28 protein-coding genes are annotated in these 26,106 nt (G+C 74.2%); 14 read left to right on the top strand and 14 right to left on the bottom strand.

The window, feature by feature from the left end; translation table 11 throughout:
• From RBH18_RS31385 to RBH18_RS31370, 4 genes are all read left to right on the top strand, one after another.
• A partial coding sequence (locus tag RBH18_RS31385) for a hypothetical protein (RefSeq protein ID WP_306214083.1) occupies positions 1-212 on the top strand: 212 nt, incomplete at its 5' end.
• 148 nt (positions 213-360) lie between these two features.
• Positions 361-1,173: a methylenetetrahydrofolate reductase gene (locus RBH18_RS31380; RefSeq protein WP_306214082.1), complete on the top strand. Its 813-nt coding sequence runs from the start codon at positions 361-363 to the stop codon at positions 1,171-1,173.
• 1 nt (position 1,174) lies between these two features.
• Positions 1,175-2,083 (top strand): formyltetrahydrofolate deformylase, encoded by a 909-nt coding sequence (gene purU, locus RBH18_RS31375; protein ID WP_372339019.1) that lies wholly within the window; start codon positions 1,175-1,177, stop codon positions 2,081-2,083.
• The gene (locus tag RBH18_RS31370) at positions 2,080-2,919 is read left to right on the top strand and encodes a bifunctional 5,10-methylenetetrahydrofolate dehydrogenase/5,10-methenyltetrahydrofolate cyclohydrolase (protein WP_306214081.1); all 840 of its coding nucleotides are present in this window, start codon (positions 2,080-2,082) and stop codon (positions 2,917-2,919) included. The genes purU and RBH18_RS31370 overlap by 4 nt, the downstream gene beginning before the upstream one ends.
• A 2-nt stretch (positions 2,920-2,921) precedes the next feature.
• Here the strand turns inward: RBH18_RS31370 and RBH18_RS31365 are convergent, their stop codons facing one another.
• The gene (locus RBH18_RS31365; protein WP_372339018.1) at positions 2,922-5,687 is read right to left on the bottom strand and encodes an FAD-binding and (Fe-S)-binding domain-containing protein; all 2,766 of its coding nucleotides are present in this window, start codon (positions 5,685-5,687) and stop codon (positions 2,922-2,924) included.
• A gap of 7 nt (positions 5,688-5,694) precedes the next feature.
• On the opposite strand from RBH18_RS31365, the gene RBH18_RS31360 reads away from it, so the two are divergent.
• Positions 5,695-6,375 (top strand): GntR family transcriptional regulator, encoded by a 681-nt coding sequence (locus tag RBH18_RS31360; RefSeq protein WP_306214079.1) that lies wholly within the window; start codon positions 5,695-5,697, stop codon positions 6,373-6,375.
• On the opposite strand, the gene RBH18_RS31355 is transcribed toward RBH18_RS31360, so the two are convergent.
• Positions 6,335-6,850 carry a hypothetical protein gene (locus RBH18_RS31355; protein ID WP_306214078.1) on the bottom strand — a complete coding sequence of 172 codons (516 nt, stop codon included), beginning with the start codon at positions 6,848-6,850 and terminating at the stop codon, positions 6,335-6,337. The genes RBH18_RS31360 and RBH18_RS31355 overlap by 41 nt on opposite strands.
• Positions 6,851-6,947: 97 nt before the next feature.
• Entirely contained in the window at positions 6,948-7,376 is a 429-nt protein-coding gene (locus RBH18_RS31350; protein ID WP_306214077.1) for a hypothetical protein, read from the bottom strand.
• A gap of 289 nt (positions 7,377-7,665) precedes the next feature.
• Between RBH18_RS31350 and RBH18_RS31345 the strand changes: the two genes are divergently transcribed.
• Both RBH18_RS31345 and RBH18_RS31340 read left to right on the top strand, forming a co-directional pair.
• Positions 7,666-7,992 (top strand): YciI family protein, encoded by a 327-nt coding sequence (locus RBH18_RS31345; protein WP_306214076.1) that lies wholly within the window; start codon positions 7,666-7,668, stop codon positions 7,990-7,992.
• The gene (locus RBH18_RS31340; RefSeq protein ID WP_306214075.1) at positions 7,992-9,203 is read left to right on the top strand and encodes an RNA polymerase sigma factor; all 1,212 of its coding nucleotides are present in this window, start codon (positions 7,992-7,994) and stop codon (positions 9,201-9,203) included. Before RBH18_RS31345 ends, RBH18_RS31340 begins: the two co-directional genes overlap by 1 nt.
• A gap of 11 nt (positions 9,204-9,214) precedes the next feature.
• Here the strand turns inward: RBH18_RS31340 and RBH18_RS31335 are convergent, their stop codons facing one another.
• Positions 9,215-9,625 (bottom strand): PPOX class F420-dependent oxidoreductase, encoded by a 411-nt coding sequence (locus tag RBH18_RS31335; RefSeq protein WP_306214074.1) that lies wholly within the window; start codon positions 9,623-9,625, stop codon positions 9,215-9,217.
• A gap of 81 nt (positions 9,626-9,706) precedes the next feature.
• Here RBH18_RS31335 and RBH18_RS31330 point away from each other — a divergent pair, with 81 nt between their 5' ends.
• Positions 9,707-10,243 carry a TetR/AcrR family transcriptional regulator gene (locus RBH18_RS31330; protein WP_306214073.1) on the top strand — a complete coding sequence of 179 codons (537 nt, stop codon included), beginning with the start codon at positions 9,707-9,709 and terminating at the stop codon, positions 10,241-10,243.
• 10 nt (positions 10,244-10,253) lie between these two features.
• Here RBH18_RS31330 and rpmG read toward each other — a convergent pair whose 3' ends face one another.
• Both rpmG and rpmB read right to left on the bottom strand, forming a co-directional pair.
• Positions 10,254-10,421 (bottom strand): 50S ribosomal protein L33, encoded by a 168-nt coding sequence (gene rpmG / locus RBH18_RS31325; RefSeq protein WP_306214072.1) that lies wholly within the window; start codon positions 10,419-10,421, stop codon positions 10,254-10,256.
• A complete protein-coding gene (rpmB, locus tag RBH18_RS31320; protein ID WP_306214071.1) occupies positions 10,421-10,657 on the bottom strand; it encodes a 50S ribosomal protein L28 in 237 nt (78 codons plus the stop codon). The genes rpmG and rpmB overlap by 1 nt, the downstream gene beginning before the upstream one ends.
• 44 nt (positions 10,658-10,701) lie before the next feature.
• Between rpmB and RBH18_RS31315 the strand changes: the two genes are divergently transcribed.
• The 3 genes from RBH18_RS31315 to RBH18_RS31305 all read left to right on the top strand — a co-directional run bounded on the left by RBH18_RS31315 (position 10,702) and on the right by RBH18_RS31305 (position 14,019).
• On the top strand, positions 10,702-11,919 hold the full coding sequence (locus RBH18_RS31315) for a CobW family GTP-binding protein (RefSeq protein ID WP_306214070.1): 1,218 nt from the start codon (positions 10,702-10,704) through the stop codon (positions 11,917-11,919).
• 290 nt (positions 11,920-12,209) lie between these two features.
• Entirely contained in the window at positions 12,210-12,479 is a 270-nt protein-coding gene (locus tag RBH18_RS31310) for a hypothetical protein (protein ID WP_306214069.1), read from the top strand.
• Between the two features lie 13 nt (positions 12,480-12,492).
• On the top strand, positions 12,493-14,019 hold the full coding sequence (locus tag RBH18_RS31305; RefSeq protein WP_306214068.1) for a flavin monoamine oxidase family protein: 1,527 nt from the start codon (positions 12,493-12,495) through the stop codon (positions 14,017-14,019).
• On the opposite strand, the gene RBH18_RS31300 is transcribed toward RBH18_RS31305, so the two are convergent.
• The 7 genes from RBH18_RS31300 to RBH18_RS31270 all read right to left on the bottom strand — a co-directional run bounded on the left by RBH18_RS31300 (position 13,931) and on the right by RBH18_RS31270 (position 19,694).
• Complete coding sequence (locus tag RBH18_RS31300; protein ID WP_306214067.1) at positions 13,931-14,938, bottom strand: lysylphosphatidylglycerol synthase transmembrane domain-containing protein; 1,008 nt, start codon at positions 14,936-14,938, stop codon at positions 13,931-13,933. The genes RBH18_RS31305 and RBH18_RS31300 overlap by 89 nt on opposite strands.
• A gap of 91 nt (positions 14,939-15,029) precedes the next feature.
• Complete coding sequence (locus tag RBH18_RS31295) at positions 15,030-15,383, bottom strand: hypothetical protein (RefSeq protein ID WP_306214066.1); 354 nt, start codon at positions 15,381-15,383, stop codon at positions 15,030-15,032.
• On the bottom strand, positions 15,380-16,009 hold the full coding sequence (locus RBH18_RS31290; protein ID WP_306214065.1) for a tetratricopeptide repeat protein: 630 nt from the start codon (positions 16,007-16,009) through the stop codon (positions 15,380-15,382). The genes RBH18_RS31295 and RBH18_RS31290 overlap by 4 nt, the downstream gene beginning before the upstream one ends.
• A 195-nt stretch (positions 16,010-16,204) precedes the next feature.
• Complete coding sequence (locus tag RBH18_RS31285) at positions 16,205-16,771, bottom strand: hypothetical protein (protein ID WP_306214064.1); 567 nt, start codon at positions 16,769-16,771, stop codon at positions 16,205-16,207.
• A gap of 12 nt (positions 16,772-16,783) precedes the next feature.
• A complete protein-coding gene (locus RBH18_RS31280) occupies positions 16,784-17,950 on the bottom strand; it encodes an ABC transporter permease (protein ID WP_306214063.1) in 1,167 nt (388 codons plus the stop codon).
• Positions 17,947-18,630, bottom strand: a complete 684-nt coding sequence (locus RBH18_RS31275) for an ABC transporter ATP-binding protein (RefSeq protein WP_306214062.1) — start codon at positions 18,628-18,630, stop codon at positions 17,947-17,949. Before RBH18_RS31275 ends, RBH18_RS31280 begins: the two co-directional genes overlap by 4 nt.
• Positions 18,627-19,694, bottom strand: a complete 1,068-nt coding sequence (locus RBH18_RS31270) for an efflux RND transporter periplasmic adaptor subunit (protein WP_306214061.1) — start codon at positions 19,692-19,694, stop codon at positions 18,627-18,629. The genes RBH18_RS31275 and RBH18_RS31270 overlap by 4 nt, the downstream gene beginning before the upstream one ends.
• Before the next feature lie 67 nt (positions 19,695-19,761).
• Here RBH18_RS31270 and RBH18_RS31265 point away from each other — a divergent pair, with 67 nt between their 5' ends.
• Entirely contained in the window at positions 19,762-20,442 is a 681-nt protein-coding gene (locus RBH18_RS31265) for a response regulator transcription factor (protein WP_306214060.1), read from the top strand.
• Positions 20,439-22,181 carry a sensor histidine kinase gene (locus RBH18_RS31260; protein ID WP_306214059.1) on the top strand — a complete coding sequence of 581 codons (1,743 nt, stop codon included), beginning with the start codon at positions 20,439-20,441 and terminating at the stop codon, positions 22,179-22,181. Before RBH18_RS31265 ends, RBH18_RS31260 begins: the two co-directional genes overlap by 4 nt.
• Here RBH18_RS31260 and RBH18_RS31255 read toward each other — a convergent pair.
• Complete coding sequence (locus RBH18_RS31255) at positions 22,148-23,122, bottom strand: helix-turn-helix transcriptional regulator (protein WP_306214058.1); 975 nt, start codon at positions 23,120-23,122, stop codon at positions 22,148-22,150. The genes RBH18_RS31260 and RBH18_RS31255 overlap by 34 nt on opposite strands.
• Positions 23,123-23,291: 169 nt before the next feature.
• Between RBH18_RS31255 and RBH18_RS31250 the strand changes: the two genes are divergently transcribed.
• Positions 23,292-26,057, top strand: coding sequence for a transglycosylase domain-containing protein (locus RBH18_RS31250; protein WP_306214057.1), 2,766 nt, complete (start codon positions 23,292-23,294; stop codon positions 26,055-26,057).
• The last annotated feature ends 49 nt before the right edge of the window (positions 26,058-26,106 follow it).

Below are 26,106 nucleotides of genomic sequence, written 5' to 3'. Positions count from 1 at the left end.
GGACGGCCACAGGCGCGGACGGGACGGGCCGCGACGGCCATGGCGCGGGCGAGGCGGTCTACGACGGCCATCGCGCGGGCGAGGCGGTCTACGACGGCCATCGCGCGGGCGAGGCGGTCTACGACGGCCATCGCGCGGGCGAGGCGGGTTGCGACGGCCATTCGCGGTCGCCGTCCAGTTGGCCGCCCGGGGGGCCATGGCACCACCGCTGAGGCGTCCTAGGATCCTGGACTGGAAGGGGGCTACAAGCGACCGAGGGCTCGGGCGCCGGTGTGACCGCCACCGCATCGGGGGCGGGCGGCTGGGGCCGGAGTGATCGGCTGCGGCACCATTTCAGGGGGACGGGGAGGCGACGACGCGATGCTCGAGGACTTCTCGCTCGAGATGACCGGCAGGGACGTCGGCGAGCTGGCCGCCGCCCGGCCGAGCATTCCGGCGGGGACCAGGATCAGCGTCACCTTTCTCGGGTCCGAGGACGCCGAGACCCGGCGGGCCGCGGCGCGGGCGGTGGCGGGCAACGGGTTCGTGCCGGTCCCCCACGTGTCCGCCCGGCGGCTCACCTCGCGCGCGGCGCTCCAGGATCTTCTCGCCGGGTTCAGGGACGACGGCACCGGCACCGAGATCGTCGCCGTCGGCGGCGACCCGGTCACCCCGGCGGGCCCGTTTCCCGACTCGCTGTCGCTGATCGAGAGCGGCCTGCTGGAGAGGTACGGCGTCCGGCGCGTCAGCATCGCCGGCTATCCCGAGGGGCATCCGGGCATCCCCGCCGGCCGCCTGTGGTCGTCGCTGGAGGCCAAGAGCGCGGCGCTGCGCGAGCGCGGGCTGCGCGGCGCCATCGTCACGCAGTTCGGCTTCGACGCGGATCCGGTGCTCGGCTGGATCGCCGCCGTGCGGGAGCGGGGCATCGACGGCCCGGTGCGGATCGGCGTGCCGGGGCCCACGGGCGTGCGAAGGCTGCTGGGCTACGCGACCCGCTTCGGCGTCGCGAGCAGCGCGGGGATCGCCCCGGAGACGGCGGGGCTGACGAGCACAGCCGGCCCCGGCGACTTCCTGCGGGCGCTCGCCGCGGGTCACGACCCGGGACGCCACGGCGAGGTGAAGTTGCACTTCTACACGTTCGGCGGGCTAAAGTCCACCGCCGAGTGGATCACCGACTTTGCGAAGGAGGGCTGACGTGACGCTGGCCCAGCACGCCCCGGCACCCGCCGCGGCCGGAGTGAGACCCGCGCACCAGGCCTCGCTGATCGTGCACGGGCAGGACCGCACCGGCATCGTGGCGGCCGTCAGCTCGGTGCTCAGCAGGCACCAGGCCAACATCGTGCAACTGGACCAGTACTCGGACGATCCGCACGGGGGCACCTTCTTCCAGCGGACCGTCTTCAGCGCCCCGAACCTCAAGGCCATCCTGCCGGCCGTCGAGGCGGACCTGCAGGGGCTGCTGTCCGACGGCTTCGAGCTGGACTTCCAGCTGCGCGACATGTCCGTACCCAAGCGGGTCGCGATCTTCGCCTCGAAGTCGGACCACTGCCTGCTCGACCTGCTCTGGCGGCACCGCCGGGGCGAGCTGCCGGTGAACGTGGCGATGGTCGTCTCCAACCACGCCGACCACGCCGACGAGGTGCGCTCCTTCGGCATCCCGTTCTTCCACGTGCCGTCGCCGCCGGGGCCGGACAAGTCGGCGGCGGAGGCCGAGCATCTCAAGCTGCTCGCCGGCAACGTCGACTTCGTGGTGCTCGCCCGCTACATGCAGATCCTGTCGAGCGACTTCATCGAGCGGCTGGGCGTGCCCATCATCAACATCCACCACTCGTTCCTGCCGGCCTTCATCGGCGCGGGTCCCTACGCGAAGGCCAAGCAGCGCGGGGTCAAGCTGGTCGGCGCGACCGCGCACTACGTCACCGAGGACCTGGACGAGGGCCCGATCATCGAGCAGGACGTCGTCCGGGTCAACCACGCCCACACCGTCGAGGACCTGCAGCGCCGCGGCGCCGACGTCGAGCGGGCCGTGCTCTCCCGCGCGGTGCAGTGGCACAGCGAGGACCGCGTCATCCGTCACGGCAACCACACGATTGTGTTCGCATGATGATCAATACTCAGCTCATAGACGGCAAGGCCATCGCGCGGCGGGTCCGCGACCAGGTGGCCGCGGACGTGACAGCGTCGGGGCTCCGGCCCGGCCTGGCGACCATCCTGGTGGGTGACGATCCGGCCAGCGCCGTGTACGTCTCCAGCAAGCGCAAGGCCGTCCGCGAGGCCGGCATGGTCGACCTGCACCGCTCGCTGCCCGCCGACGTGACCCAGGCGCAGGTGGCCGCGGTCATCGACGAGCTCGCGGCCGACCCGGCGTGCTCGGGCATCCTGCTGCAGCTGCCCCTGCCGCCGCACCTGGACCCGAACCCGCTGATCGACCGGATCCCGGCGGGCAAGGACGTCGACGGGCTCACCACGCGCAGCGCCGGCCTGCTGGCCCGCGGGGAGCAGGGCCTGCGCCCGTGTACGCCGAGCGGCGTCATGGAGCTCCTCGACGCCGAGGGCGTGAAGCTGCGCGGGGCGCACGCGGTCGTCGTCGGCCGCTCGGCGCTCGTCGGTCACCCGATGTCGGAGATGCTGCAGCAGCGCGACGCCACGGTCACCGTCGCGCACAAGCCGACCCTCGACCTGCCCTCGGTGACCCGGGTCGCCGACATCCTCGTGGTCGCCACCGGCGTGCAGGGCCTGATCGGCGCCGAGCACGTGAAGCCCGGCGCCACGGTCATCGACGTCGGCATCCACCGCACGGCGACCGGCCTGGTGGGCGACGTCCGGACGGCCGAGCTGATGGGCATCGCCGAGCGGATCACGCCCGTGCCCGGCGGGGTGGGCCCGATGACCATCGCCATGCTGATGGTCAACACCCTCCGCGCCGCGCAGTGGGCGTGATCTCAGCGATCGAGTAGCTGCGCCAGGTGGACGGCCGGCCGGTCGCGCAGGTCGGCCACCTGGGTGCGGCAGGAGAAGCCGTCCGCCAGCACCACCGCGTCCGGCTTCGCGTCGAGGGCCGGCAGCAGGTTCTGCCCGGCCACGGCGACGGAGACCTCGTAGTGGCCGATCTCCACGCCGAAGTTGCCAGCCAGCCCGCAGCAGCCGGCCAGCCGCTTGACCGTGGCGCCGGTCGAGGCGAGCAGGTCGGCGTCGGCCTTCCAGCCCAGGACGGCGTGGTGGTGGCAGTGCGGCTGCGCCACCACCTCGACGCCGGTCAGGTCGGGCGGGGTCCAGCCGGGCGTCGCCGCGAGCAGCTCGGCCAGGGTGCGCACGGATCCGGCGACGGCACGGGCGTCGGACGAGTCCGGCAACAGCTCGTGAATGTCGGAGCGCAGCACGGCGGTGCACGAGGGCTCGATGCCGACGATCGGAATGCCGGCGTGCGCGTCCGCGGCGAGTGATGCGACCGTACGCGCGAGAATCCTCTTGGCCGTGTCGAGCTGACCGGTCGTGATCCAGGTGAGGCCGCAGCAGACCGACCCCGACGGCAGGCGCGGCTCGTAGCCGGCCGCGCGCAGGACCCGCACGGTGGCCTCCGCGACCTCGGGCGAGAACGCATCGGAGAACGAGTCGGCGAACAGCACCACCGGCACCCGCGACGACGCCGCCGCCCGGAACGTCCGGCGGAACGGCTTGCGCGCGAAGGCCGGCACCGAGCGCCGCTTGTCCACGCCGGCCAGCCACAACGCCAGCGATCGCAGACCGGGCAGCCGCGTCGCCGCGTTGGCGAGCCGCGGCGTCCACCCCGCCAGCCGCGCCCAGAACGGCAGCTTCCCCAGCGAGTAGTGCGAGCGCGGGCGCAGTTTGCCCCGGTAGCTCTGGTGCAGGACCTCGGACTTGTACGTCGCCATGTCGATGCCGGTCGGGCAGTCGGAGGCGCAGCCCTTGCACGCCAGGCACAGGTCCATCGCGTCGTGCACGGACGGGTGCGCGAACGGCAGCTCGCCCCGCACGACCTCCTGCAGCACCCGGGCGCGCCCCCGCGTGGAGTCCTTCTCCTCCCGCGTGGCCAGGAAGGAGGGGCACATCACCCCGCCGGCCGCCGAGTTGTCGGCGCGGCACTTGCCCACCCCGGTGCACCGGTGCACGGCCTGCGCGAGGTCGCCGCCGTCGTGCGGATACGCCATCGCGAGCGACGTCAGCGGGAACCGGCCGGCCGGGCGTACGTCGGCGTCGACGGGATCGGGATCGACCAGGACGCCGGGGTTCAGCAGGTTGCCCGGGTCGAACGCGTGCTTGATGCCCGCGAAGAGGGCGAGCGCGTCGGCCGAGTACATGTGGGGCAGCAGCTCGGAGCGGGCCCGGCCGTCGCCGTGCTCGCCGGACAGCGACCCGCCGAACTCCCCCACGAGCTTCGCGGCGTCGGTCAGGAACTCGCGCAGCACCTTGGTCCCGCCGGGCTGGTCCAGCGGATAGTCCAGCCGCACGTGCATGCACCCGTCGCCGAAGTGCCCGAAGGGTGCCGAGGTCATGTCGTACGACGCGACGAGCTCGTCGAAGCGCGCCAGGTAGGCGCCCAGGCGGGCGGGCGGAACCGCGGCGTCTTCCCACCCCGGCCAGGCGGGCTTGTCGGAGGGCGCGCGACCGGCCAGCCCGGCGCCGTCCTCGCGGATGCGCCACAGCCGGGCCTGGGTCGCCGGGTCCTCGACCACGAGCGCCTCGTCGGCGATCCCGTCGCCGGCCAGCTTGCGCGCCCGCGACAGCACCTCGCCCGGCTCGTCGCCGGCCAGCTCCACGAACAGCCACGCGCCGCCCCGCGGCAGCGGCGGCACGGCATCGGCGCCCCGGCGCGCGCGCAGCACGTCGAGCAGCCGGGAGTCGAGCCCCTCGCAGGACGTGGGACCGTGGGCGACCACCGCCGGGGCCGCCTCGCCCGCGGCGACGATGTCCCGGAAGCCGAGCACGACGACGACCCGGACCGGCGAGTCGGTGACCAGCCGCACGGTCGCCCGGGTGATGACCGCGAGGGTGCCCTCCGAGCCGACGAGCGCCTGGGTCAGGTCGAAGCGCTCGGGCAGGAGGTGCTGGACGGCATAGCCCGAGACCTGCCGCCCGAAGCGGTCGAACTCGGTGCGAGCCGTGGCGAGGTGGGGAGCGACCACGGCGCCCAGCCGCTCGGCCCAGACGCCCGGGGCGCTCGAGGTGAACGTCTCCCCGGCGGCGGTCATCAGCTCCAGGTCCACCACGTTGTCCGAGGTGCGGCCGTAGGCCAGGGAGCGCGAGCCGCACGCGTTGTTGCCGATCATGCCGCCGATCGTGCAGCGCGGGTGCGTCGACGGGTCGGGGCCGAAGCGGACGCCGTGCGGCGCGGCGGCCTTCTGCAGCACGGCGTGGACCGTGCCGGGCTCGACCACGGCGGTGCGCGCCTCGGGGTCGACGGACAGCACCTTGTTGAAGTGCCGGGAGAAGTCGAGCACGATGCCGCGCCCCACGGCGTTGCCCGCCACGGACGTGCCGGCGCCCCGGGAGGTCAGCGGCACCCCGGTCGCGCGGGCGACGGCCAGCGCCGCGGCCACGTCGTCCGCGTCGCGCGGGCGGACCACGGCCAGCGGCGGGATCCGGTAGAGCGAGGCGTCCGTCGCATACATCCCCAGGGTGCCGGGATCCGACCGCACCTCGAGCCCGGCCTTGCCGAGGGCTCCCAGCAGCTCGTTCATGCGTAACATGTTACTCGTGCCGTCGCTTGTCCTGCCCCCCGAGGCCCCGACCCTCGCCGACGCCGTCGCCCAGGCCGTGCGCGACGGGGTCGCCGCCGGGGAGCTCGTGCCCGACCGGACGTACTCGGTCTATCAGCTGGCGGAGCTGCTCGGCGTCTCCCGCAGCCCGGTGCGCGAGGGGCTGCTGCGCCTCGCCGAGGCCGGGCTGATCGAGATCCTGCGCAACCGGGGCTTCCGCGTGCTGCCGCCGCGCGCGCACGACATCGAGGAGATCTTCGGCATCCGGCTGGCCCTCGAGCCGCCCGCCGCCCGGCTCGCCGCCGAGCGGGGCACCGCGGCGCAGCACGCCGCCATCCGCGCGGCGCTGGCGACCATGGAGACCGCGGCCGAGCGGGATTTCTGGCCGGCCGACCGGGCCCTGCACGACCTGCTGCTGCGTACGGCCGGGAAGCCCCGCACCGCGGCGCTCGTGGCGGGCCTGCGCAGCACCACCGCGCTGCTCGGCCCGCCGACGACGGCCAGCGGGCGCACGCTGGCGGAGATCCACGCGGAGCACGTACCGCTGGTGTCCGCCGTGCTGGCCCGCGACGGCGCCGCCGCGGAGGCTGCGATGCGCGCCCACCTCGAGGCGACCGGGCAGCTGCTGCTGCGCACGCTCAGTGCCGCAGCAGCTCCCGGCTCTCCGCACCGGAGCTGACGCTGAGCGACCAGCCCGTGCTGGTCGCCGCCGGACGCGCCGCGACGATCCGGGCGCCCGGGCGGCCGGGGCACGGCTGACCGGCCGCGGGCGCCACGGAGGTGCCCGAGATGCCGGCGATCGGCCCGGTCAGCCGGAAGCCGGTGACATTCCGGCCGTAGCCGCCGTCGTCGTGCGTCACGGTGTCGCCCAGCTGATAGCGGCCGAACTCACGGTGGTGCACGACCGGGAAGACGCCCTCGCCGCAGCTGACGGAGTAGGTGTCGTCGGCGAAGAAATGGTGGTCGAACTCGAGGCCGGCGGCCCGTTCGGCCAGCGTCGCGTCGCTCCAGCCGAAAGCGTCGCGAACGTCGGCCGCGCCGACGAATCCGGTCCTGGCCCGCGGGTCATAGGTCACCGCGGCGGCCGCCGGTGTGACGCCCGCCAGGCCACCGGCGAGAACGGCACCGGCGAGGGCGAGGCAGCGCCGAGACATGGGAACTCCTGACGTCGATAGTGATGGTTCCGGACGAACGACCGGGGGCCGCGCTGTGTGCGCGACCCCCGGCCGGTGTTCAGCTTGCTGCGTTCAATTACTTGCGCGGGCCGCGACCGTCGTGCCCACGGCCGTCGTGACCGTGACCGCGACCGTCGTTCCAGTCGTTGCCGCGACCGTCGTGGCCGTTGTGACCGTCGTGGCCGTTGTTGTGACCCCAGCTGTCCCAGTACACGCGGAGCGCGTACGCGGAGCGGAAGTTGTCACGGAGACGGATGCAGCGGTAGTCGTCCCACAGGTCACGACGCTCGCCGCGCCAGCCGGCGACCTCGCAGGCCCGGGCGGACCGGTAGACCCGGACGACGCGGCTGCGCCGCGGCGTCTGAGCCTGCTGCGTGGCGGTCTGCTCGGTCGCGGCCGTGCCGGCGGAGGCCGCCGGGGAGGCCATGGCCGGGCTGACGCCCATTGCCGCGCCGGCGGCGACGGCCAGACCGGCCATCGCCAGGGTGCGCTTCACCATGTTCATGAACATTCTCCTTGGTCGGAGCCGTACCGAGTCCGATTAGCCCGGATTCGTCTGACTCGTCATGAAAAACGGCTATTGCCGGGGTCGGTAACGGCTCCGGTGATCTCCAATTTCGGTTTCTGCGCGACCCCGCGCCGATGCGACCTTTCGGGCAATTGCCCATGCCCCTTCGACGGAAGGCTTTCGGGTGATCTTGAAACGAAAAAGCCGGACCACCGGCGTCCGATCGCCGGGGCGCTCTTCGTAGCAAGGTGGAAAGGCACCCACCGCACGACAGGGAGACCATCCGATGGCGCAATACCTGATTTCCGTGCTCGACGTCGCGTCCGGCACGGCGACCGACGACGAGATGACCGCGATCGACGCCTTCAACGACCGGCTGCGGGCCGGGGGCCACTGGGTCTTCGCGGGCGGGCTGGCCGAGCCCGCCACGGCCACGGTCGTCGACGGCCGCGGCGGCGAGCCGGTGGTCACCGACGGGCCCTATGTGGAGACCAAGGAGTACACCGCCGGCTTCTGGATCGTCGAAGCCCCGCACTTCGACGTCGCGCTCCGGCTGGCCGCCGAGGGATCGGAGCACTGCAACCGCCGGGTCGAGCTCCGGCCGTTCCTGTAGTGGGCACGCCCGTCGCCCGGGTCCACCGGCAGGAATGGGCCCGGGTCGTCGCGGCCCTCGCCCGCCGCTTCGGCGACCTCGACCTCGCCGAGGAGGCGGCCGCGGAGGCGTTCGCGGTCGCCGTCGAACGCTGGCCCCGCGACGGCGTGCCGCCCAACCCCGGCGCCTGGCTCACCACCACCGCCGTCCGCAAGGCCGTCGACCGCCTGCGCCGCGAGGCGAAACGTGCGGAGAAACACCGGGAGGCCCTCATGCTGTCCGGCCCGCCCGAGCCGCTGGGCGCCATCGACGACGACCGGCTCCGGCTGGTCTTCACCTGCTGCCATCCGGCCCTCGCCATGGAGGCCCGGGTGGCGCTCACCCTGCGGATGGTGGGCGGGCTCACCGTCGCCGAGATCGCCCGCGCGTTCCTGGTCCAGGAGGCCACGATGGGCCGGCGCATCACCCGCGCCAAGGACAAGATCAAGATCGCCCGGATCCCGTACGGGGTCCCGCTGGCCGACGACGTCCCCGCGCGCGTCACCGGGGTCCTCGCCGTGCTCTACCTGGTCTTCAACGAGGGTTATCTGGCCTCGGCGCCGGGCGGGGACCCCGTCCGCGGCGACCTGACCGCCGAGGCGATCCGGCTCACCCGGCTCGTCCACGACCTGCTGCCCGGCGACGGCGAGACCGCCGGGCTGCTGGCGCTGATGCTGCTGACCGAGGCCCGCCGCGCCGCCCGCGTCTCGGACACCGGCGAGCTCGTGCCCCTCGACCGCCAGGACCGTACCGTCTGGGACCGCACGCTCATCGCCGAGGGACACGCCCTGGTCCGCGCCAGGATCGCCGGCGGCGAGCCGCCCGGCCGCTACCAGCTGCTCGCCGCCGTCAACGCCGTCCACACCGACGCCCCGGACGTGCGCGACACCGCCTGGTGGCAGATCCGCGCGCTCTACGACCAGCTGGTACGCCTGGACCCGTCGCCGATCGTGCGCCTCAACCGGGCGGTCGCCGTCGCCGAGCTGGACGGGCCGGAGGCGGCGCTGGCGGAGCTGGCCGGGCTGCCGCTGGACGGCTATCACGCCTTCCACGCCACCCGGGCCGACCTCCTGCGGCGGCTGGGGCGCGCCGGCGAGGCACGTGCGGCCTACGACCGGGCCGTCGCCCTCGCCACGAACAGCGCCGAGCAGGCCTACCTCTCGCGCCGCCGGGACGAGCTCGCCACGCCGTGACTCGCCGCCCCCTACTCCCCGGGCAGCTCGCCCCAGACGTGCCAGCGGTCGATCGCGACGCGCGCGCTCACCCGGGGGCTTTCCCGATTCGGGTACGGCCGCCCGCCGTACAGCGTCGACAGCCGGTCGATGTCGCGCAGCTCCACGTCGTCGCTGATCTCCACGACGCGGCCCTGGAGGCTGACGTGGGTGTACCAGTTGTCCTCGACGAGGACGGTCAGCGAGACCCGGGGATCCGTGCGCAGGTGCTTGAGGCGGGCGCGCGTCGCGTCGAGGTTGAGCAGGATCCGCCCGTCGTCCTCGAGCAGGTACCACGTGGCGACCGTCACGGGACGGCCGTCGGCCGCGACGGTGGCCATGACGGCGGGGTTCGGCCGCCGCAGGAAGCCGGCGATCTCCGGCGGCAGGGGCTTGTCAGTCATGATCGCCAGTCTAGTGACGCGCCGCGGACGTGATAGATGTCATTCGTCATTTAACCCGGTCCTCCGGCTAAGCTCGCGCGCATGGGACGGGTGTCGAAGGTGCAGGCCGAGGCGAACAGGCAGCGCGTCGTCGAGACAGCGGCCCGGCTCTTCCGCGAGCGGGGCATCGCCGGCGTCAGCGTCGCCGACCTGATGGCCGAGGCGGGGCTGACGCACGGCGGCTTCTACAAGCAGTTCGCCTCGAAGGAAGCCCTCGTCACCGAGGCGCTCCAGCAGGCGTTCACCGAGGCGGTGCTCCCCGCGGAGGGCAGCGGCGACGAGGAGCGGGCGGCCTACGTGGAGCGTTACCTGTCCGCCCAGCACCGGGACCACCCGGCGACGGGCTGCCCGTGCGCGGGGTTCGGCGGCGACCTGGCCCGCGGGCCGCAGGACGCCGCCGTGCGGACCTACGCGCAGGGCGTGGAGGCGTACGCCCGGGCGCTCGGCCCCGCCGGCGAGGGTGACCTGGCCGCCGTGTCCACCCTGGTCGGCGCGATGATCCTCGCCCGCGCGACCCGGGGCACCGAGGTCTCCGACCGGATCCTCGCCGCCGCCCGCGAGGCCCTCCTCCGGCCCTGAGCGGCCCCGCTCAGCGCTCCTCCCGGAAGTCGACGTGGCGGCGCAGGATCGGGTCGTACTTGCGCAGGACGAGACGGCCGGGATCGTTGCGGCGGTTCTTGCGGGTGACGTAGGTGTAGCCGGTGCCGCCGGCGCTGCGCAGCTTGACGATCGGGCGCACGTCCGTGGTGCGGGCCATCAGAGCCGCACCCCCCGCGCCCGCAGCCGCGCGACGACCGCGTCGATGCCGTCGCGGTCGATGATCCTGATGCCGGTGGTGCTGACGTTCAGGCGCACGTGCCGGCCCTCGGACGGCACGAAGTAGCGCCGTCGCTGGATGTTGGGATTCCAGCGGCGGCGGGTGCGCCGGTGGGAGTGGGAGACGGCGTTGCCGAAGCCGGGCTGCTTGCCGGTGACATCACAGACGGAAGACATGGCGGCAACTTTACAATGAAAACCGTTTCCAACAAGATGGGGGCATGACTGATGACCCGGATGTCCGCTCCCGCGTCACGGTGCTCGCCGGCTTCTCGCCCGCGGCCACCGAGGCGGTGACCCGTGCCCTGCTCGCCGGCAGCGACCGCCGGCTGCTCGTGGTGAGCCACGACCTCTCGGGCGTTCGCGAGGGCCTGGTGCACCGCACGGTGCGCACCGCCGCCGGCGTGCTCGACAGCGGACTCACCGAGCTGGTGCACGGCTGCGTGTCGTGCACGCTGCGCGAGGACGTGCTGCCCACCCTCGTACGGCTGAGCAGGCAGCACCCCGGCGACGACCTCCTGCTGGCGCTGCCACCCGCCGTCGAGCCCGAAGCGGTCGCGACGGCCGCGGCCCACACCGTCGTGGACGGCACCGCCGTGCTCAACGCCGTCCGCTTCGACTCCTTCGTCACCGTCGTGGAGGCGACCGCCCTGCTCGGCGACCTGGCCACCACCGACGACCTGCGCGACCGCGACCTGCACGCCGCCGCCGCCGACGACCGCGCGGTGGCCGACGTGGTGAGCCGCCAGATCGAGTTCGCCGACACCCTGGTCCTGTGGGGCACCGCCACCGCCGAGGCCGCCCTCCTGCAGCACCTCGCCCCGTGGGCGGCCCTGGTCCGCATCGGCGAGAGGACCGAGGTCGACTGCCGGGCCCTGGCCGCCCGGGTGCTCCGCACCGCCCGGCACGACCCCGGCGTGCCGGGCATGCCGGAGCGGGCGCTGCAGGGCTACCCGATCGGCATCCACGAGCCGGCAGGCCCGCACGGCGTCACGGCCCTGCTGTTCCACAGCCGCCGCCCGTTCCATCCCCAGCGCCTGAACGACGCCCTCGACGACCTGACCGGCGAGGCCCTGCGCGGCCGCGGCCAGCTGTGGATCGCCAGCCAGGGCGACACCGCCATCGCCTTCGAGTCCGCCGGCGGCGGCCTGCGCCTCGGCAGCCTCGGCCCGTGGCTGGCCGCCCTCCCCCGCGAACGCTGGTCCGAGGCCGCCCCGATGCGCCGCCTGGCCGCCGACGCCGGCTGGGACCCGTACTACGGCGACCGCCGCACGGTGCTGTCGTTCGTCGGCTTCGGCCTCGACACCGAAGCCCTGACGGCCCTGCTCACCGCCTGCCTGCTCACCGACGCCGAGATCGCCGAGGGGGAGGCCGCCTGGCGCCGCCTGCCGGACCCCTTCGCCGGCTGCTTCCCGGCCGCCGTGGCGGCCGGCACCTGAGCGTGCCCCCGCCGCACGCCGTCCCTCGCCGCCCTGCCCGCCTTCCGCCTAACCGCCTTCCGCCTACCCGCGTTCCCGCCCTGCCCGCCCTGCCCACGTTCCGCGTGCGTGCCTTCCGCGTGCGTGCCTTCCGCGTGCGTGCCTTTCCGCCGGGCGCACCTTCCCGCGTCCGCGCCTTCCGCCTGGGGCACCTTCCCGGGTCCGCGCCTTCCGCCGGGCGCGCCTCGGCCCGCCGGAGAGGGTCGGCCCGTCGAGGCAACCTCGGCGGGGCTGTGCGACGTCGAACGGGTGTGACGCATGAGGAGGACTTCCGGCTGTGGAGCGACGAGCTGGGGTGGGACGAGTGGCACCGCGACAGCCACAGCCGGCTGGTCGCCGGGCTGCGTGACCACTTCGACGTGCGCAGCGTCGCCGGCGAGCCGAGTCCGCGGGAGTGGCGGATCCTCATGGCGGCATGCCGGAAAGCGTTGCTGCGGCAGCGGATCCGGACGGCGCTGGTGGTCCTCGGGCTGCTGACCACGGCGGCCGCGGGAGGGCTTGTGTTCGGGGTGGCCTGGTGAGTGTGATGCTCGCATGAGGGCGTTCGCGGTTTCGCGGTGGGGCGAGGATCCATGGTCGGGCGGCTCGTGGAGCCTGATCGGCCGCGACGGGACGCCCGCGGACCGCACGGCGCTGGGCTCCCCGATCGGCAACCGGTTGCGGCTCGCCGGTGAGGCCACGCATGCGACGCGGGCGGGCATGACCCACGGCGCCTACGAGCAGGGAGCCGAGGCCGGCGCCTGGGCCGCCACGCTCGGGCATGCGCGGATCGCCGTGGTGGGCGCCGGGGTCGCCGGGCTGGCCGCGGCCCGGGAGGCGGCCGGGCGTGGACTGAGCGTCGACGTGTGGGAGGCCCGGGACCGCATCGGCGGGCGCGCGGCGGGGATCGACGTGGGCGGCTTCGCGTTCGACCTGGGCGCCAACTGGCTGCAGCAGTACCCCGGCAACGTGCTCGCCCGGCTCGCCGAGGGCCTCGGCCTGACCACCGTACCCACCGACTTCACCGACCCGCTCGTGCTCGCCGTCCCGTCCGGCCGGCAGGGCGATGCGCCGGCGCCCGGAGGCATGGGCGGCGGCGGTGTCCGATCACCGGGGCTTCGCGGCGGCCGTGTCCGATCACTGGGGCCTCGCGCCGGCGCTGGCCGGGCCACCCACTCGTCACGTGCGCTGAAACAGCCGGCACCGGTTCCGGACGAGCTGGAACACGGCCCGGCGGGCGGCGCCGGGACGGACGAGATGGAACACGGGCCCGCGGGCGGCGCCGGGACGGGTGAGCTGGAGCGGGACTTGCGCAGGCGGCTGGCGGGCGCGGCGGAGGGCGCGAGCATCGCCGACGTGGTCGAGGCGTGGCAACGCGATCCGGGGCCGTGGACAGCCCGGGCGATCCGCCGGTTCGCCGACGCGGAGATCGTCATGGACGCCGGCGTGCCGTTGTCGTTCCTCAGCGCCCGGCACGGGTTCGAGCCCGGCGTCGGCGAGGGCGATCGCTGGATCGTCGGCAGTTACCGGCGCCTGGTCGACCATCTCGCCGAGGGGCTGACGATCCGGAGGCGCCGCCCGGTGCGGCGGATTCGGCACGGCGACGACGGGGTGGTGCTCAGCGGCGACGGTGTCTCGGAACGGTTCGACGCGGCGATCGTGACCGTTCCGGTGGGGGTGCTGCGGGCGGGGCGGATCGCCTTCGAGCCTGCGCTGCCGCGGGCGCATGCCGGCGCGCTGGGGCGGCTGGGCATGGGCCGGGTCGAGAAGGTGGTGCTGCGGTGCGAGCGGCGGTTCTGGCCGGTGCACGATTCCGGCTACTACCGCGTGCACGGGCCGGGGGACGGCGACATCAGCGAGTGGCTCGATGCCAGTGCCGCGGACGGCGCGCCGACGCTGGTCGGTCTCTTCGCCGGGCCGTGGCTGGAACCGCTGTGGAACGGCTCGGACGCGGAGGTCGCCCGGCGTGCCATGGACGTCTTCACCACCGCCGTCACCCACCACCGGTCTCAGCCGCGGGGTGGTCGCGGCGCAGGTGCAGCCAGCCGGCCGCGCCCAGGAGGAGGACCAGCCAGAAGGTGACGAGGCGGTGGAGCACCACCACGGCCGCCGCCACGGGCTCGGTGGTGCCGGCGGCCACGAGGGCGGCGGCCATGCTGACCTCGATCAGGCCCACGCCGCCGGGGGTCAGGGGGATCAGCCGGACGACCTGGACGCCGGCGTAGATCATCGCGATGGCGCCCGGGCCGAGCGTGCAGTGGCAGGCGGCGGCCGCGGCGGCCAGGCAGGTCAGGTCCAGCGCCCCTTTGACCGTGCCCACGGACAGGATCGCGGCCCACCGCCGGAGGGGCACCGCGCGCATCGACCGGACGGTTACGGTGACGCCGGTGTGGAATCGTGTTCCCGGAGCGGGCCGGGGAAGGGCGCCGCGCAGACGCCAGCCCGCCGCGGCGACGAGGGCGGCCGCTCCGAGCCACCCGGCCGCCGCGTAGCTGCCGGTGGTGAGCAGCCATCCGGTGGCGGACAGCAGCGCGAGGCCGAGCGCGGACACCAGGCCCGACAGCACGGTCACCGCCGCTGCCACCGCGGGCGGGGCGCCGTACCGGCGGAAGGTGCGGAAGGTGAACGCAGCCGCCACCGCCGATCCGGCCGGCACCGCCAGGCTGATCGCGGCCCCGGTGACCGCCAGCGGGACCGCGCGGCGGCGGGGCAGCCGGACGCCCAGTCCCGCGAGCAGCAGCCGTTCCTGTTCGCCGACCGCGGCCGGGGAGAGCGCACCGGCGATGACGGCCAGCGCGGCCCAGCGCAGGTCGAGGCTCTGCCCGGCGGCAAGGAGGGCGTGGGCGTCAGGCAGCCGGTCGCGCAGCCCGGCCCCGGCGGCCACCACGACCGCGACGCCGAGCGCGGGACGCCCCCACCGCGACAGCGCCGGCGACATCCGGAAGAGGGCGGACACGCGGGGCGGGCGGATGGCGAGGCCGGGACGCGGGGGCGTGCTCACCAGGCCAGGATGGGCTGCCCAGGGGAACATCAGGTGTCCGCGCCCTGAGCGACCCGAGGCGCCGTGGCGGCGTTCCGGTCCTGGTGGCCCGTCACCACCACAGGGTCAGGACGACGCCGAAGGGCAGCAGCACGACGACGAGGGCGGCGCACCAGGCCAGCGCCGGCGGGACGCGCGGGCGCAATTGGCGTACGAGCGGGATGTTGATCGCGAAGAAGACCGGCACGAGCACCATGGCCGCGACCAGCAGACCCATCGCGACGATCCCGGCCTCGTCGGTGTCGATCTCCAGGGGCGCGGGCTGCCCGCCGACGGAGGCGTAGGTGTGGTTCGTGCCCGGGGCGTAGGGGCCACTGCTCGCGTACGCCAGCAACGACAGCGCGCCCGTGAGCGGACAGATGGCGAACACGCCCAGGATCGCGTTGAGACCGATCAGTCGCGTCACGAGAGCTCCCCGGAGAGGATGGCCCGGACCCGGGCCATCTCGGCGGCGTCGTCCGGATCGGGCACCTGCCCGGCGGCCGTGAACGCGGCGCCGGCGGCCTCGAGCGCCCGCGCCGCCCGGGCGTGATCCCCGTCGGCGGCGGCCAGTGCCGCGTCGGCGATCGCCTCGTACTGCTCGCCGATGCCGCGGCTGTGGGCGAACAGCTCGCGCGCTCTGCCGGGGTTGCCCAGATGCAGTTCGGTGAACGCCAAGTTGTACAACTCGGTGCGGACAGTCCCGTCCCGGCCGAGTTCCCGGTTGAGCGCGATGCTCTCCTCGTACCGGTCGCGGGCCGTCGCATGGTCGCCGGACATCCGGGCCGCCGCGGCCAGCACGTGCCGGGGACGCTCCTCCAGGGAACGGTCCCCGGCACGCAGGGCGACACCGAGCGCGGCCCTCGCGAGCTGCTCCGCCCGGGGCAGGTCGTCGCCGCGCAGGGCGACGCGGGCCAGCGCGTACAGGGCCTCGACCTCGGCGGCCGGCTCGCCCGCCGCCCGCGCCCGGGCCGCTTCGGCCTCGGCCAGCCGCTGCACCCCGGCGGTGTCGCCGCGCCGGAAGGCCGCCCTCGTCTCGTCCGCGAAACTCATCGCCGGCCCGCCCTCGTCTCGTCCGCGAAACTCATTGCCGGCCCGCCCTCGTCTTGTCGGCGAAGCTCATGGGCCGCCACTCTAGGCGTCGCGGGCAACGTCAGGCGGTGCCGGCAACGTCAGGCGGTGCGGGCAACGTCAGGCGGTGCGGGCAACGTCAGGCGGTGCGGGCAACGTCAGGCGGTGCCGGCAACGTCAGGCGGTGCCGAAGACCTTGTCCTGGCACTCGTCGACCTTCTTCATCTGCGGGTCGGGCGGCAGGCTCTCGAAGGCGAGGAAGCCGTCGTCCTCCCAGGCGTCGATCCCGTACGAGCGCACGCACGTCACCCAGTCGCGCAGCTTGTCGGGATACGCGGGGTCGAGGCGCTTGGCCCGCTGCCAGATCTCCTCGGGTTCCTTGTCCTGGCAAGCCTTCCTGGCCTTCTTGCGCTTCGCCTCCGCGCCGGGGCCGCCCTCCCGTGCGGCGGCGACGGCAGCGGGGGCGGCGCCGCTCTCGGCACCGTGCTTCAGGGTGTAGTCCGGGTCGCCGTTGGCCACCATGCAGTCGATGAAGATCTGGTACAGGCGGTCCTCCTCCGCCGACGACGTGTCGGTACGGATGAGCGGGCGCTCCGCCGGGGCGCTGGGCGACGCGGAGGGCGCGACGCTGGCGAGAGAGGCCACCTCGCCGCCGCCGGAGGAGTCGGAGGAGGACGGAGGCGGCGCCGCCTCACTGCACGCGGCCAGGGAGAGACACAGCGCTGGAACAAGAAGAAACCGCACCGGAACAACCTTTCAGACGGAGGCAAGAGCGGCGGTCGGCGTGAGCCGGGCCGCGCGGACGGACGGGTAGACGCCGGCGATCACGCCGACCAGGACGGCGCCGCCGAGGGCCGCGCCGACCGTGCTGAGCGGGACGACGAGCGGCCAGTCGTGCTGCCACGCGTACGCGGCGGTGGCGGCGATGCCGAGCGCCGTGCCGGTGAGCCCGCCGAGGCCCGAGAGCACGACCGACTCGGTGAGGAACTGGGCGCGGATCTGGCCGCGGTTCGCCCCCAGGGCACGGCGGAGCCCGATCTCCGGGCGCCGCTCGAGCACGGAGATCACCATCGTGTTGGCCACCCCGATGCCGCCGACCAGCAGCGCCACCAGGGCCAGGCCGAGGAAGAGCACGGAGAACGTACGCTCGGCGGACCGCTTCGCGGCGAGCGCGTCCGACGGCAGCGAGACCTGCACGTTGGCCGGGTTGTCGGGATCCACGGTGGCTGGCAGGACGCCGCGCACCGCCTCCACCGACGGCTCCTCCGCCCGGACGTAGAGGACCGTCGGATAGCCGTCGAAGCCCAGCTGCTTCTCCGCGGCCGTCCAGCTGACCAGCACCGACCGGTCGATCTCCGGCGACAGGGTGGTGGGCGCGAGGATGCCGACGACGCTGAACCACGCGTCACCGATGATCACCTGCGGCGGCGGGCCGGGTGGCAGGGTCGCGATGCCGAGGCGGGCCGCGGCGACCGCCCCCAGGACCACGGTCGGGAAGGTGTCGGGCAGCCGGCCCGCGAGCAGCGACACCTCCAGCGTGCCGAGGAGTTCGGGCTGGGCGGCGAGGACGGTCAGGCCGGAGCCGTCGCGGGGGTCGGTGCGGTCGTTGCGGCGTACGACGGTGTTGGTGTTGGCGACCGCCGCGACGCTGATGACCGGGCCGATGCGGCGCACCATCGCGGGGGCCTCGCGGGGCAGGCGGGCGGGCTCGTCGCCGGTGCGCGGGGCGGTGGTGACCTGCAGCAGGTTGGGCCCCAGCGCGGCGAGCTCGGCCATGAGGGCGCGTTCGCTGGACGCCGGGATGCCGGTCACCACGACCATCGTCGCGATGCCGACGGCGATGCCCAGCGCGGACAGCACGGCGCGCATCTTGCGGATCCGCAGGCCGACCGTGCCGACGGCGAGCAGATCGACGACGTTCACGACCCCGCCCGTACGGTGTCCGCGACGATCCGCCCGTCGCGCACCTCCACCCGGCGGGGCAGCCGGGCCGCGATGTCCCGGTCATGGGTGATGATCGCGATGGTCGCGCCCTCCGCGTGCAGCCGCGTGAACAGGTCGAGCACCGCCCGGCCGTTCGCGGTGTCGAGCGCTCCGGTGGGCTCGTCGGCGAGCAGCAGGTCCGGCTCGTTGACGATCGCGCGGGCGATGGCGACCCGCTGCCGTTCGCCGCCGGACAGCTCGTGCGGCCGGTGCCTGAGGCGGTGGGCGAGCCCGACCCGCTCGAGCGCGGTCTCCGCCATCGCCCGCCGGCGCCGCCGCGGGACACCGGCGTAGAGCAGGCCGGTGGCGACGTTGTCCGCCGCGCTCATCCCGTCGGTGAGGTGGAACTGCTGGAACACGAAGCCGAGCCGGCGGCCGCGCAGCGCGGACAGGCGGCGGTCGCGCAGCCGGCCCGCGTCCTGGCCGGCGAGCTCGACGGTGCCGCGGGTGGGACGGTCGAGCGTGCCCATGATGCTCAGCAGCGTGGACTTGCCGGACCCGGACGGTCCGACGATGGCGACCAGCTCGCCCTCGGCGATGGTGAGCGACACGTCGTCGAGGGCCGTGACGCCGCCGGGATAGGTGCGGCTGACGTGGCGCAGGGACAGCACGGCGGTCACGAGGTGGTCACCACCCGCAGGCCCGCGCGCAGCCCCGCGCCGCTCACCTCGACCATGCCCTTGGCGAAGAGCCCGGTCTCCGCCTGCACCAGGCTGCCGTCCGGCAGCTGCAGGGCGTACCCGCCCTCCTGCAGCGCCAGCAGGGCGTTCACCGGCACGGTCAGCACGCCCTTGCGGCTCTCCCCCGGTACGCGCACCTCGATGCTGCCGCCGTCGAGCCGCCCCGCCGCATCCGGGTCGTCCAGCGTCACGGTGATCGCCACCTGCTGCTGGCCGCCCGGGTCCTCGCCGGGCTGCGCCACCGTCGCGATCGCCCCGATCCGGCCGGTGGACTCGGTGCCGTCGGGCATCCGCAGCCCCACCTTGTCGTCCTCGTCGAGCGAGCCGGCCTCGTCCGGCGACGCCTGCACGGTGACGACCTTCCTCGTCGGCGTGACGGTCATCAGCTCCGCCGCGGCGGCGTCTCCTGGAACAGCGGAAACCGATTCCACCCGGACGGCGGCGGGCAGCACCGCCACGTCGCCGACCTCCAGCTTGCCGTCCTCGGGCATGCCGGTGTCCCGCTGCCAGCGCTTGATCGCCGCGAGAAGGGCGGCGGTCAGGACGTCCTCACCCTTCCGCACGTCCTTCTTGCCGACGGTGAGGGGCTGCACGCCCGTGGCGTAGCCCAGCGCCTTGAGGTTGCGGTTGACCATGGCGACGTCGCGGCCGGTCGTGTCCTTGGCGGCGAGGGTGCGGTAGAGCGGCGGGCTGCCCAGGAACAGCGGCACCGGTGCATCGTTGACGCGGTAGAGCACCCCGCCGCGCTTGACCACCTTGCCGGTCTTGGGCAGCCACGTCACGACCCCGGCGGCGGCGCCCTTGACCACGCGCGGGGCGCCGTAGCCGAGGGTGCCGCCGAGCGTGCTGCTCGTCGACAGGTCGCCCTTGGTGATCTCGACCGTCTCGACCGCGATCTTCTCGGCCGTCGGCGTCTTCCGCGCGCCGGCGTCCCTGGTCAGCACGACGGCAGCCGTCCCCGCGGCGGCGAGCACCACGACGGCAACTGACACTTGTTTGAGCACGGCGACGATCCTGCCGACCGATTGACAAGAAGTTGTCAGGGTTGCTGCGGCTCTTATAGTCGGGCTCGTGTCTGCTCATGTGCTGGTGGCCGAGGACGACGTGAAGCATGCGGAGGTTCTGCGCCGCTACCTGGAGTCGGCGGGCCATCGCATCACGGTCACCCACGACGGTCCCACGGCGCTCGCCGCCGCCCGCCGGATGCATCCGGACCTCGTACTCCTGGATGTCATGCTGCCCGGGATGGATGGCATCGAGCTGTGCGGGATCCTGCGCCGCGAGTCGGCCGTCCCGGTGCTCATGCTCACCGCCCGGACCGGCGAGGAGGACCTGCTCCTCGGTCTGGGGCGCGGCGCGGACGACTACCTCACCAAGCCCTACCGGCCGCGGGAGCTGCTCGCGCGGATCCAGACGCTGCTGCGCCGGGTCCGGCCCGCCGCCGCCGACGTCCTGCGCGCCGGTCCCGTCACCGTCACGCTGGACAGCCGCGAGGTGCGTGCCGGGGACCGGCCGGTCGAGTGCACGCCCGACGAGTTCGCGATCCTGGTGGCGCTGATGCGCCGGCCCGAGCGGGTGCTCACCCGGGCCGCCCTGCTGGAGCAGACCAGCGGCGCCGGCCGCGAGTCGACGGAACGCACCATCGACACGCACATCTCCAACCTGCGCCGCAAGCTGGAGCCGAATCCGCGGCGGCCGGTGCTGCTGCTGACCGTCTACGGCGTCGGATACAAGATGGCCGGCTCCGGATGAGCGCCGTGCCGCTGCACCGCAGCCTGCTGGTGCGCCTGCTCGCCGCGTCCGTCCTCATCGCCCTGTGCGCGATCGCCGCCACCGCCTGGCTCTCCGTCCAGCTCACCAAGCGGGCCGTCACGCACGAGCAGAGCCGGACGCTCTCCGCCGACACCGACATCTACGACGCCCTCATCGAGTACGCGGCGACGCACGACTCGTGGGACGGCGCCGGCGGCACGATCACGCGGCTCGGCGACCTCACGCGCAGCCGGATCGCGCTGACCACCCCCGGCCGTACGCTGATCGCGGGCTCCGCCCCGGACGCGGCCGACGCCGTCGCGGTCTCCGAGGTGCCCACCGCCACCGTGGACCCGCTGTTCCTCGACCCCGGCATCGCCCGCGTCTCCGGCGGCCGCATCGACCCGCGCGCGGTCGGCCCCTACCGGCTCACCGCCGGCGAACAGCGCACGCTCCGCGAGGCCGCCGAGAAGCAGATCAACTGCCTCGCCGCGTACGGGATCCAGGCCGAGATCATCGGGACCCCCAGCGGCCGCCCCGCCGTCCGCCAGATCAGCGCCGGGGTCCCCGCCGGCTGCCCGGCCCCGGAGCTCACCACGCCCGTCGCCTCCGAGCGCCGGCCCCTGCGCGACTTGTCGGCGCGCATGGCCGAGTGCGGTGCCACGGCCACGGTCACGCCGCAGTTCACCGTCGCCGGCGCGAGCGACAACGGCATCCGGATGTGTCTGGACGAGGCTCGCCGGGCCCAGCTGCGGCCGTACGTGGCCCCGCCCGCCCTGCTCTTCGTCACCGGCCGGGTCGTCCCGGCGCCGTCGGTGGACCTGTCGCCCGGCAACCGGTTGCGCATCGCGGGCACCGCCGCCGCCGTCCTGGTCGTGGCCTGCGCGGTCACCGTGGTCGCCGGCCTGCGGCTGGTCCGGCCCCTGCGCGCGCTGACCGACGCCGCCCGCCGCCCGGTCGAGTCCCAGCGGGCCGTGCCGGTGACCACGCGCGACGAGATCGGCTACCTGGCGACCGCCTTCAACGACCTCGCCGAGCGCCGGCGGGCCGTGGAGCACCAGCGCCGCGACATGGTCAACGACATCGCCCACGAGCTGCGCACCCCGCTGACGACCATCCGCACGTGGCTGGAGACCGCCCGCGACGGCGCCGTCCGGGTCGACGCCGAGGTGCTCGACCTGCTGGTGGAGGAGTCGATCCAGCTGCACCACGTGATCGACGACCTGCGCGACCTCGCCGCGGCGGAGGCGGGCAGCCTGCGCGTGCACCCCTCCCCCACGTACGTGAAGGACCTGATCGAGCAGGTCCTGGACGCGCACCGCACCGCCGGGGTCGCCCTCGCCCTGGACGCCGCCGCGGACCCCGAGGTGGCGGTCGATCCCGTGCGCCTGCGCCAGATCGTCGGCAACCTGGTCTCCAACGCCGTACGCCACACCCCGCCCGGCGGCACGGTCACCGTCCGACTCACCCTGCACGACTCCCGCCTGCGCATCGCGGTGACCGACACCGGCACCGGCATCAGCCCCGCCGACCTCCCGAAGGTCTTCGACCGCTTCTGGCGCGCCGACACCTCCCGCACCCGGGCCACCGGCGGCAGCGGCCTCGGCCTGCCCATCGCCCGCCAGCTCGCCCGCGCCCACGGCGGTGACGTCACCGCCACCAGCACCCCGGGAACCGGTTCCACCTTCACCGTCGACCTGCCGGTTCAGGAGTTCGGGGGCTCCGCCGCGCGGGAGTAGCGGGCGGCCAGGTGGGCGAAGGCGCTGCGCAGCTCGGGCGGCCCCTCGACCTCGATGTCGGCGTCGAAGCGGCCGATCGCGGCAGCCAGGGCCGGCCACGACCAGGAGCCGAGGGTGAGGCGGCAGCGGCCGGGGGCGAGCTCCTCGACGACGCCGTCGGCGGTGTACTGGGCGATGGTGGCCGCGGGCGCGTGCAGGACGACGACGCCCTCGCACGGCCAGCGGGAGCCCTCCGACGAGCCGCGGAACTTGCCGGCGACGTAGGTGGCGACGTCCGGGGCGGGCAGGTCGCGGGGCGTGAAGCGGGGGCCGTTGGGCGTGCGCAGGAGCATGCGGTCCAGCCGGAAGATGCGCCAGTCCGCGCGGTCGAGGTCCCAGGCGACCAGGTACCAGCGGCCGTCCCAGGTGATCAGGTGGTGCGGCTCGGCGCGGCGGGGCGGGCGGTCGGACTCGGCGCCGTAGTCGAACCTGAGCACCTCGCGGGCGTGGACGGCGGCGCCCACGGCGAGCAGCAGCGATGCGTCGACCGGGGCGGCCGGACGGGTGGTGGGGCGTTCGACCACCGTGACCTGGAGGGCGTTGATGCGGTGGCGCAGGCGGGCGGGCATGACCTGGCGGACCGTGGTCAGCGCCCGGGCGGCCGCCTCCGCGATGCCGTTGCCCGGCGTCGTGGCCGCGACCTGCAGGGCGACGCTGAGGGCCACCGCCTGCTCGTCGTCGAAGAGCAGCGGCGGCAGTTCCGTGCCCGCGCTCAGCCGGTAGCCGCCGTCGGGACCCTTGACCGCGGCGATGGGATACCCGAGCTCGCGCAGCCGATCCACGTCGCGCCGGACCGTACGCAGGCTGATGTCGAGCCGGTCGGCGAGCACCGTGCCGGGCCAGTCGCGCCGGGCCTGCAGCAGTGACAACAGGGCGAGCAGGCGCGCGGAGGTCTTCGGCATGCGACCCATGGTGCCCGGTGCAGCGGTCACTTCCTGGCACCTACTGCAGCGTGTTCCGCCGGTCGCCCTCCGAGTTTGTTCCGGTTTCGTGCAACCTCGTGCCGCTATGGGGCCGTCATGCCTCCGAGCGCGGCCCGGCGCTCGCCCGACGGCGAAGGGATGCACACGGATGCCCGGATGGATACCGCGTCGACCCGCCTGGCTCCCCGGCGCACCGAAGTGGTGGCTGCGGGTGCCGCGGTGGGCCCGGCGGACGACGGCCGGACTCGTGGTGGCCACGCTCGCCTTCGCCGCCGCGGCTGCCGGCTACGTCGTGAGTGTCGATCTGCCGCCGGATCCGGTGCCCCCGCAGGCCTCCGTCGTCTACTACCGCGACGGGCGCACGGTGCTCGCCCGGGTGGGCACGACCGATCGGACCGACGTGCCGCTCGGCAAGGTGCCCGTACCGGTGCGGCGGGCCTTCCTGGCGGCCGAGGACCGCGGCTTCTACGACCACTCGGGCGTCTCGGTGCGCGGCCTGCTGCGGGCGCTGTGGAGCAACATCGCCCACGACGACGGGCAGGGCGCGTCCACCATCACGCAGCAGTACGTGCGCAACGCCTACCTCACGCAGGAACGCACCGTCAGCCGCAAGGCCAGGGAGGCGGCGCTCGCGCTCAAGGTGGAGCACCGGTTCAGCAAGGACGAGATCCTCGAGCGCTACCTGAACACCATCTATTTCGGGCGCGGTGCGTACGGCATCGAGGCCGCCGCCCGCGCCTTCTTCGGTACGGGCGTCGACAAGCTGACCGCCGGCCAGGGCGCCGTCCTCGCCGCCATGGTGAAGGACCCGACGATCGGCGACCCGGCCGTCGACCTCAGGTGGGCGCAGAACAGGTGGAAGTGGATCCTGCGCGCCATGGCCGAGGCGGGCTGGCTGCCGGCGGCCGAGCTGTCCCAGCCGTACCCGGAGGTCGCCGCGAAGTCCGTCACCGCGAGCACCGTCGGCGGCCCCGCCGGGCTCGTCACCGACCGGGTCGAGAGCGAGCTCGCCGCCGCGGGCATCAGCCGCCAGCAGGTCCGCACCGGCGGGCTGCAGATCCGGACCACGATCGACGCCACCGCCCAGGCCGCCGCCACCAGCAGCATCGCCGACGCGCTGCGCGGCCAGCCGGACGAGCTGCGGACCGCCCTGGTGGCCGTGGACCCGGAGAGCGGCGCCGTGCGCGCGTATTACGGCGGCAACCGCGGCAGCGGCTACTTCGACGACGCGCTCGCGCCCCGGCCGCCGGCGTCCACGTTCAAGCCGATCGTGCTCGCGGCGGCCGAGGAGCGTGGCATCGGTTTCAGCTCGTTCTACGACGGCAGCTCGCCCCGGCTCTTCAAGGACCGCGGCGGGGCACCGCTCTACAACCAGGACAACCTGCAGTGTCCGATGTGCTCGCTCGACACGGCTATGGTGCACTCGCTCAACACGCCGTTCTACGCGCTGGCCGAGCAGATCGGGGCCGGCGCCGTCGCGGACCTCGCGCACCGGCTCGGCGTCCCCGAGCAGTACGGCAAGCAGGACACGCTCGTCGACGTCAAGGGCGAGCCCCAGCCCGGCAGGACCCGCCCGGACATCGCGCTGGGCCGCTATCCGGTCGCCCCGGCCGACCTCGCCACCGCGTACGCCACTCTGGCGAGCGGGGGCCGGCGCGCCGACCGCTACTTCACCGACTCCGTCACGCGGGCCGACGGCTCGCCGCTCTACCGCCACGAGGGCACCTCGGCGCGGGTGCTCTCGCCGGAGGTGGCCGCGGACCTGGGCGCCGTCCTAGCCAAGGTCGTCGAGCACGACGGCGAGGTCCCCGGGGTGCACGCCGCCGCCAAGACGGGCACCCAGCAATGGGGCGACACCACGGACACCTCCGACGCCTGGACGGCCGGCTGGGCCCACGGGCTCGCCGCGGTCACCTGGGTCGGCCGCGACAAGCCGGGCGCCATCCGGACGAAGGACGGCAAGGCGATCAACGGCGACGGGATGCCGTACGAGATCTGGAAGGCCTTCCTCGCCCGGGCCCTGCGCGGCGCCACGCCGGAGCCCCTCGCCCCCGCCGCGAACGTCGGGCGAGCCGCCCGCGGTGAGCCGCTGGCCACCCTCTCCCCCGAGGCGCTCGTCGCCTTCAAGAAGGCGGGCGGACCCAACGTCGTCTTCCCGGGACCCCGCCGCGGCGATCAGGTGGACAAGTCCAAGGCGACCGGATCCTGGCCGCAGCGCGTCAACCGGCTCACCAAGGCCCTCGACTCCTACGCGAACGGCGTGCCGGACTTCGCCGTCTCGGTGGTCGACAGCAGGACCGGGCGACGGTACGACTACCACGGCGACCGGGAGTTCCTGGCCGCCAGCGTCATCAAGGTCGAGGTCCTGGCCGCGCGGCTCCTGCAGGGCCCGGCCCTCGGCGCCACCGAGCGCGCCCGCGCCCGCAAGATGATCGTGGCGAGCGACAACGACGCCGCCAAGAAGATGTACGCGGCCGTCGGCGGCGCCGGTGGCCTCGCCGCCGCCCTGGACCAGTTCGGGCTGCAGGACACCACCCCGGCCGCCTCCTCGGGGCTGAGCGGCACGACGGCCAAGGACCAGACCCGGATGCTGCTCGCCCTGCGGGACGCCGGCAGCCCGCTCGGCAAGACCTCCCGCGACTATCTGCTGGGGCTCATGGCGTCGGTCAACGCCGACCAGACCTGGGGCGTCAGCGCCGCCGCCCTCGACGGGGAGAGCGTGGCCCTCAAGAACGGCTGGCTGGCCCGCGCGGAGGACGACAACCGCTGGATCATCAACAGCACCGGCCGCATCACCGGCGAGAAGACCGACGTCTCGATCTCGGTCCTCTCCCACGGCCACGCGAGCCGGGCGGGCGGCATCGAGGTCGTCGAGCACGTCGCCGCGCTGACCCGCAGCTATCTGGGCTGGTAGCCCGCACCGACCCCCGCCGGCGTCCCGTGCCCCCGTGCGACGCCGGCGG

Source organism: Actinoplanes oryzae (assembly GCF_030757795.1).
Classification (GTDB): Bacteria; Actinomycetota; Actinomycetes; order Mycobacteriales; family Micromonosporaceae; genus Actinoplanes.
Note: the sequence above shows the minus strand (reverse complement) of the source record. Positions and strands in the feature narration are given on the sequence as shown.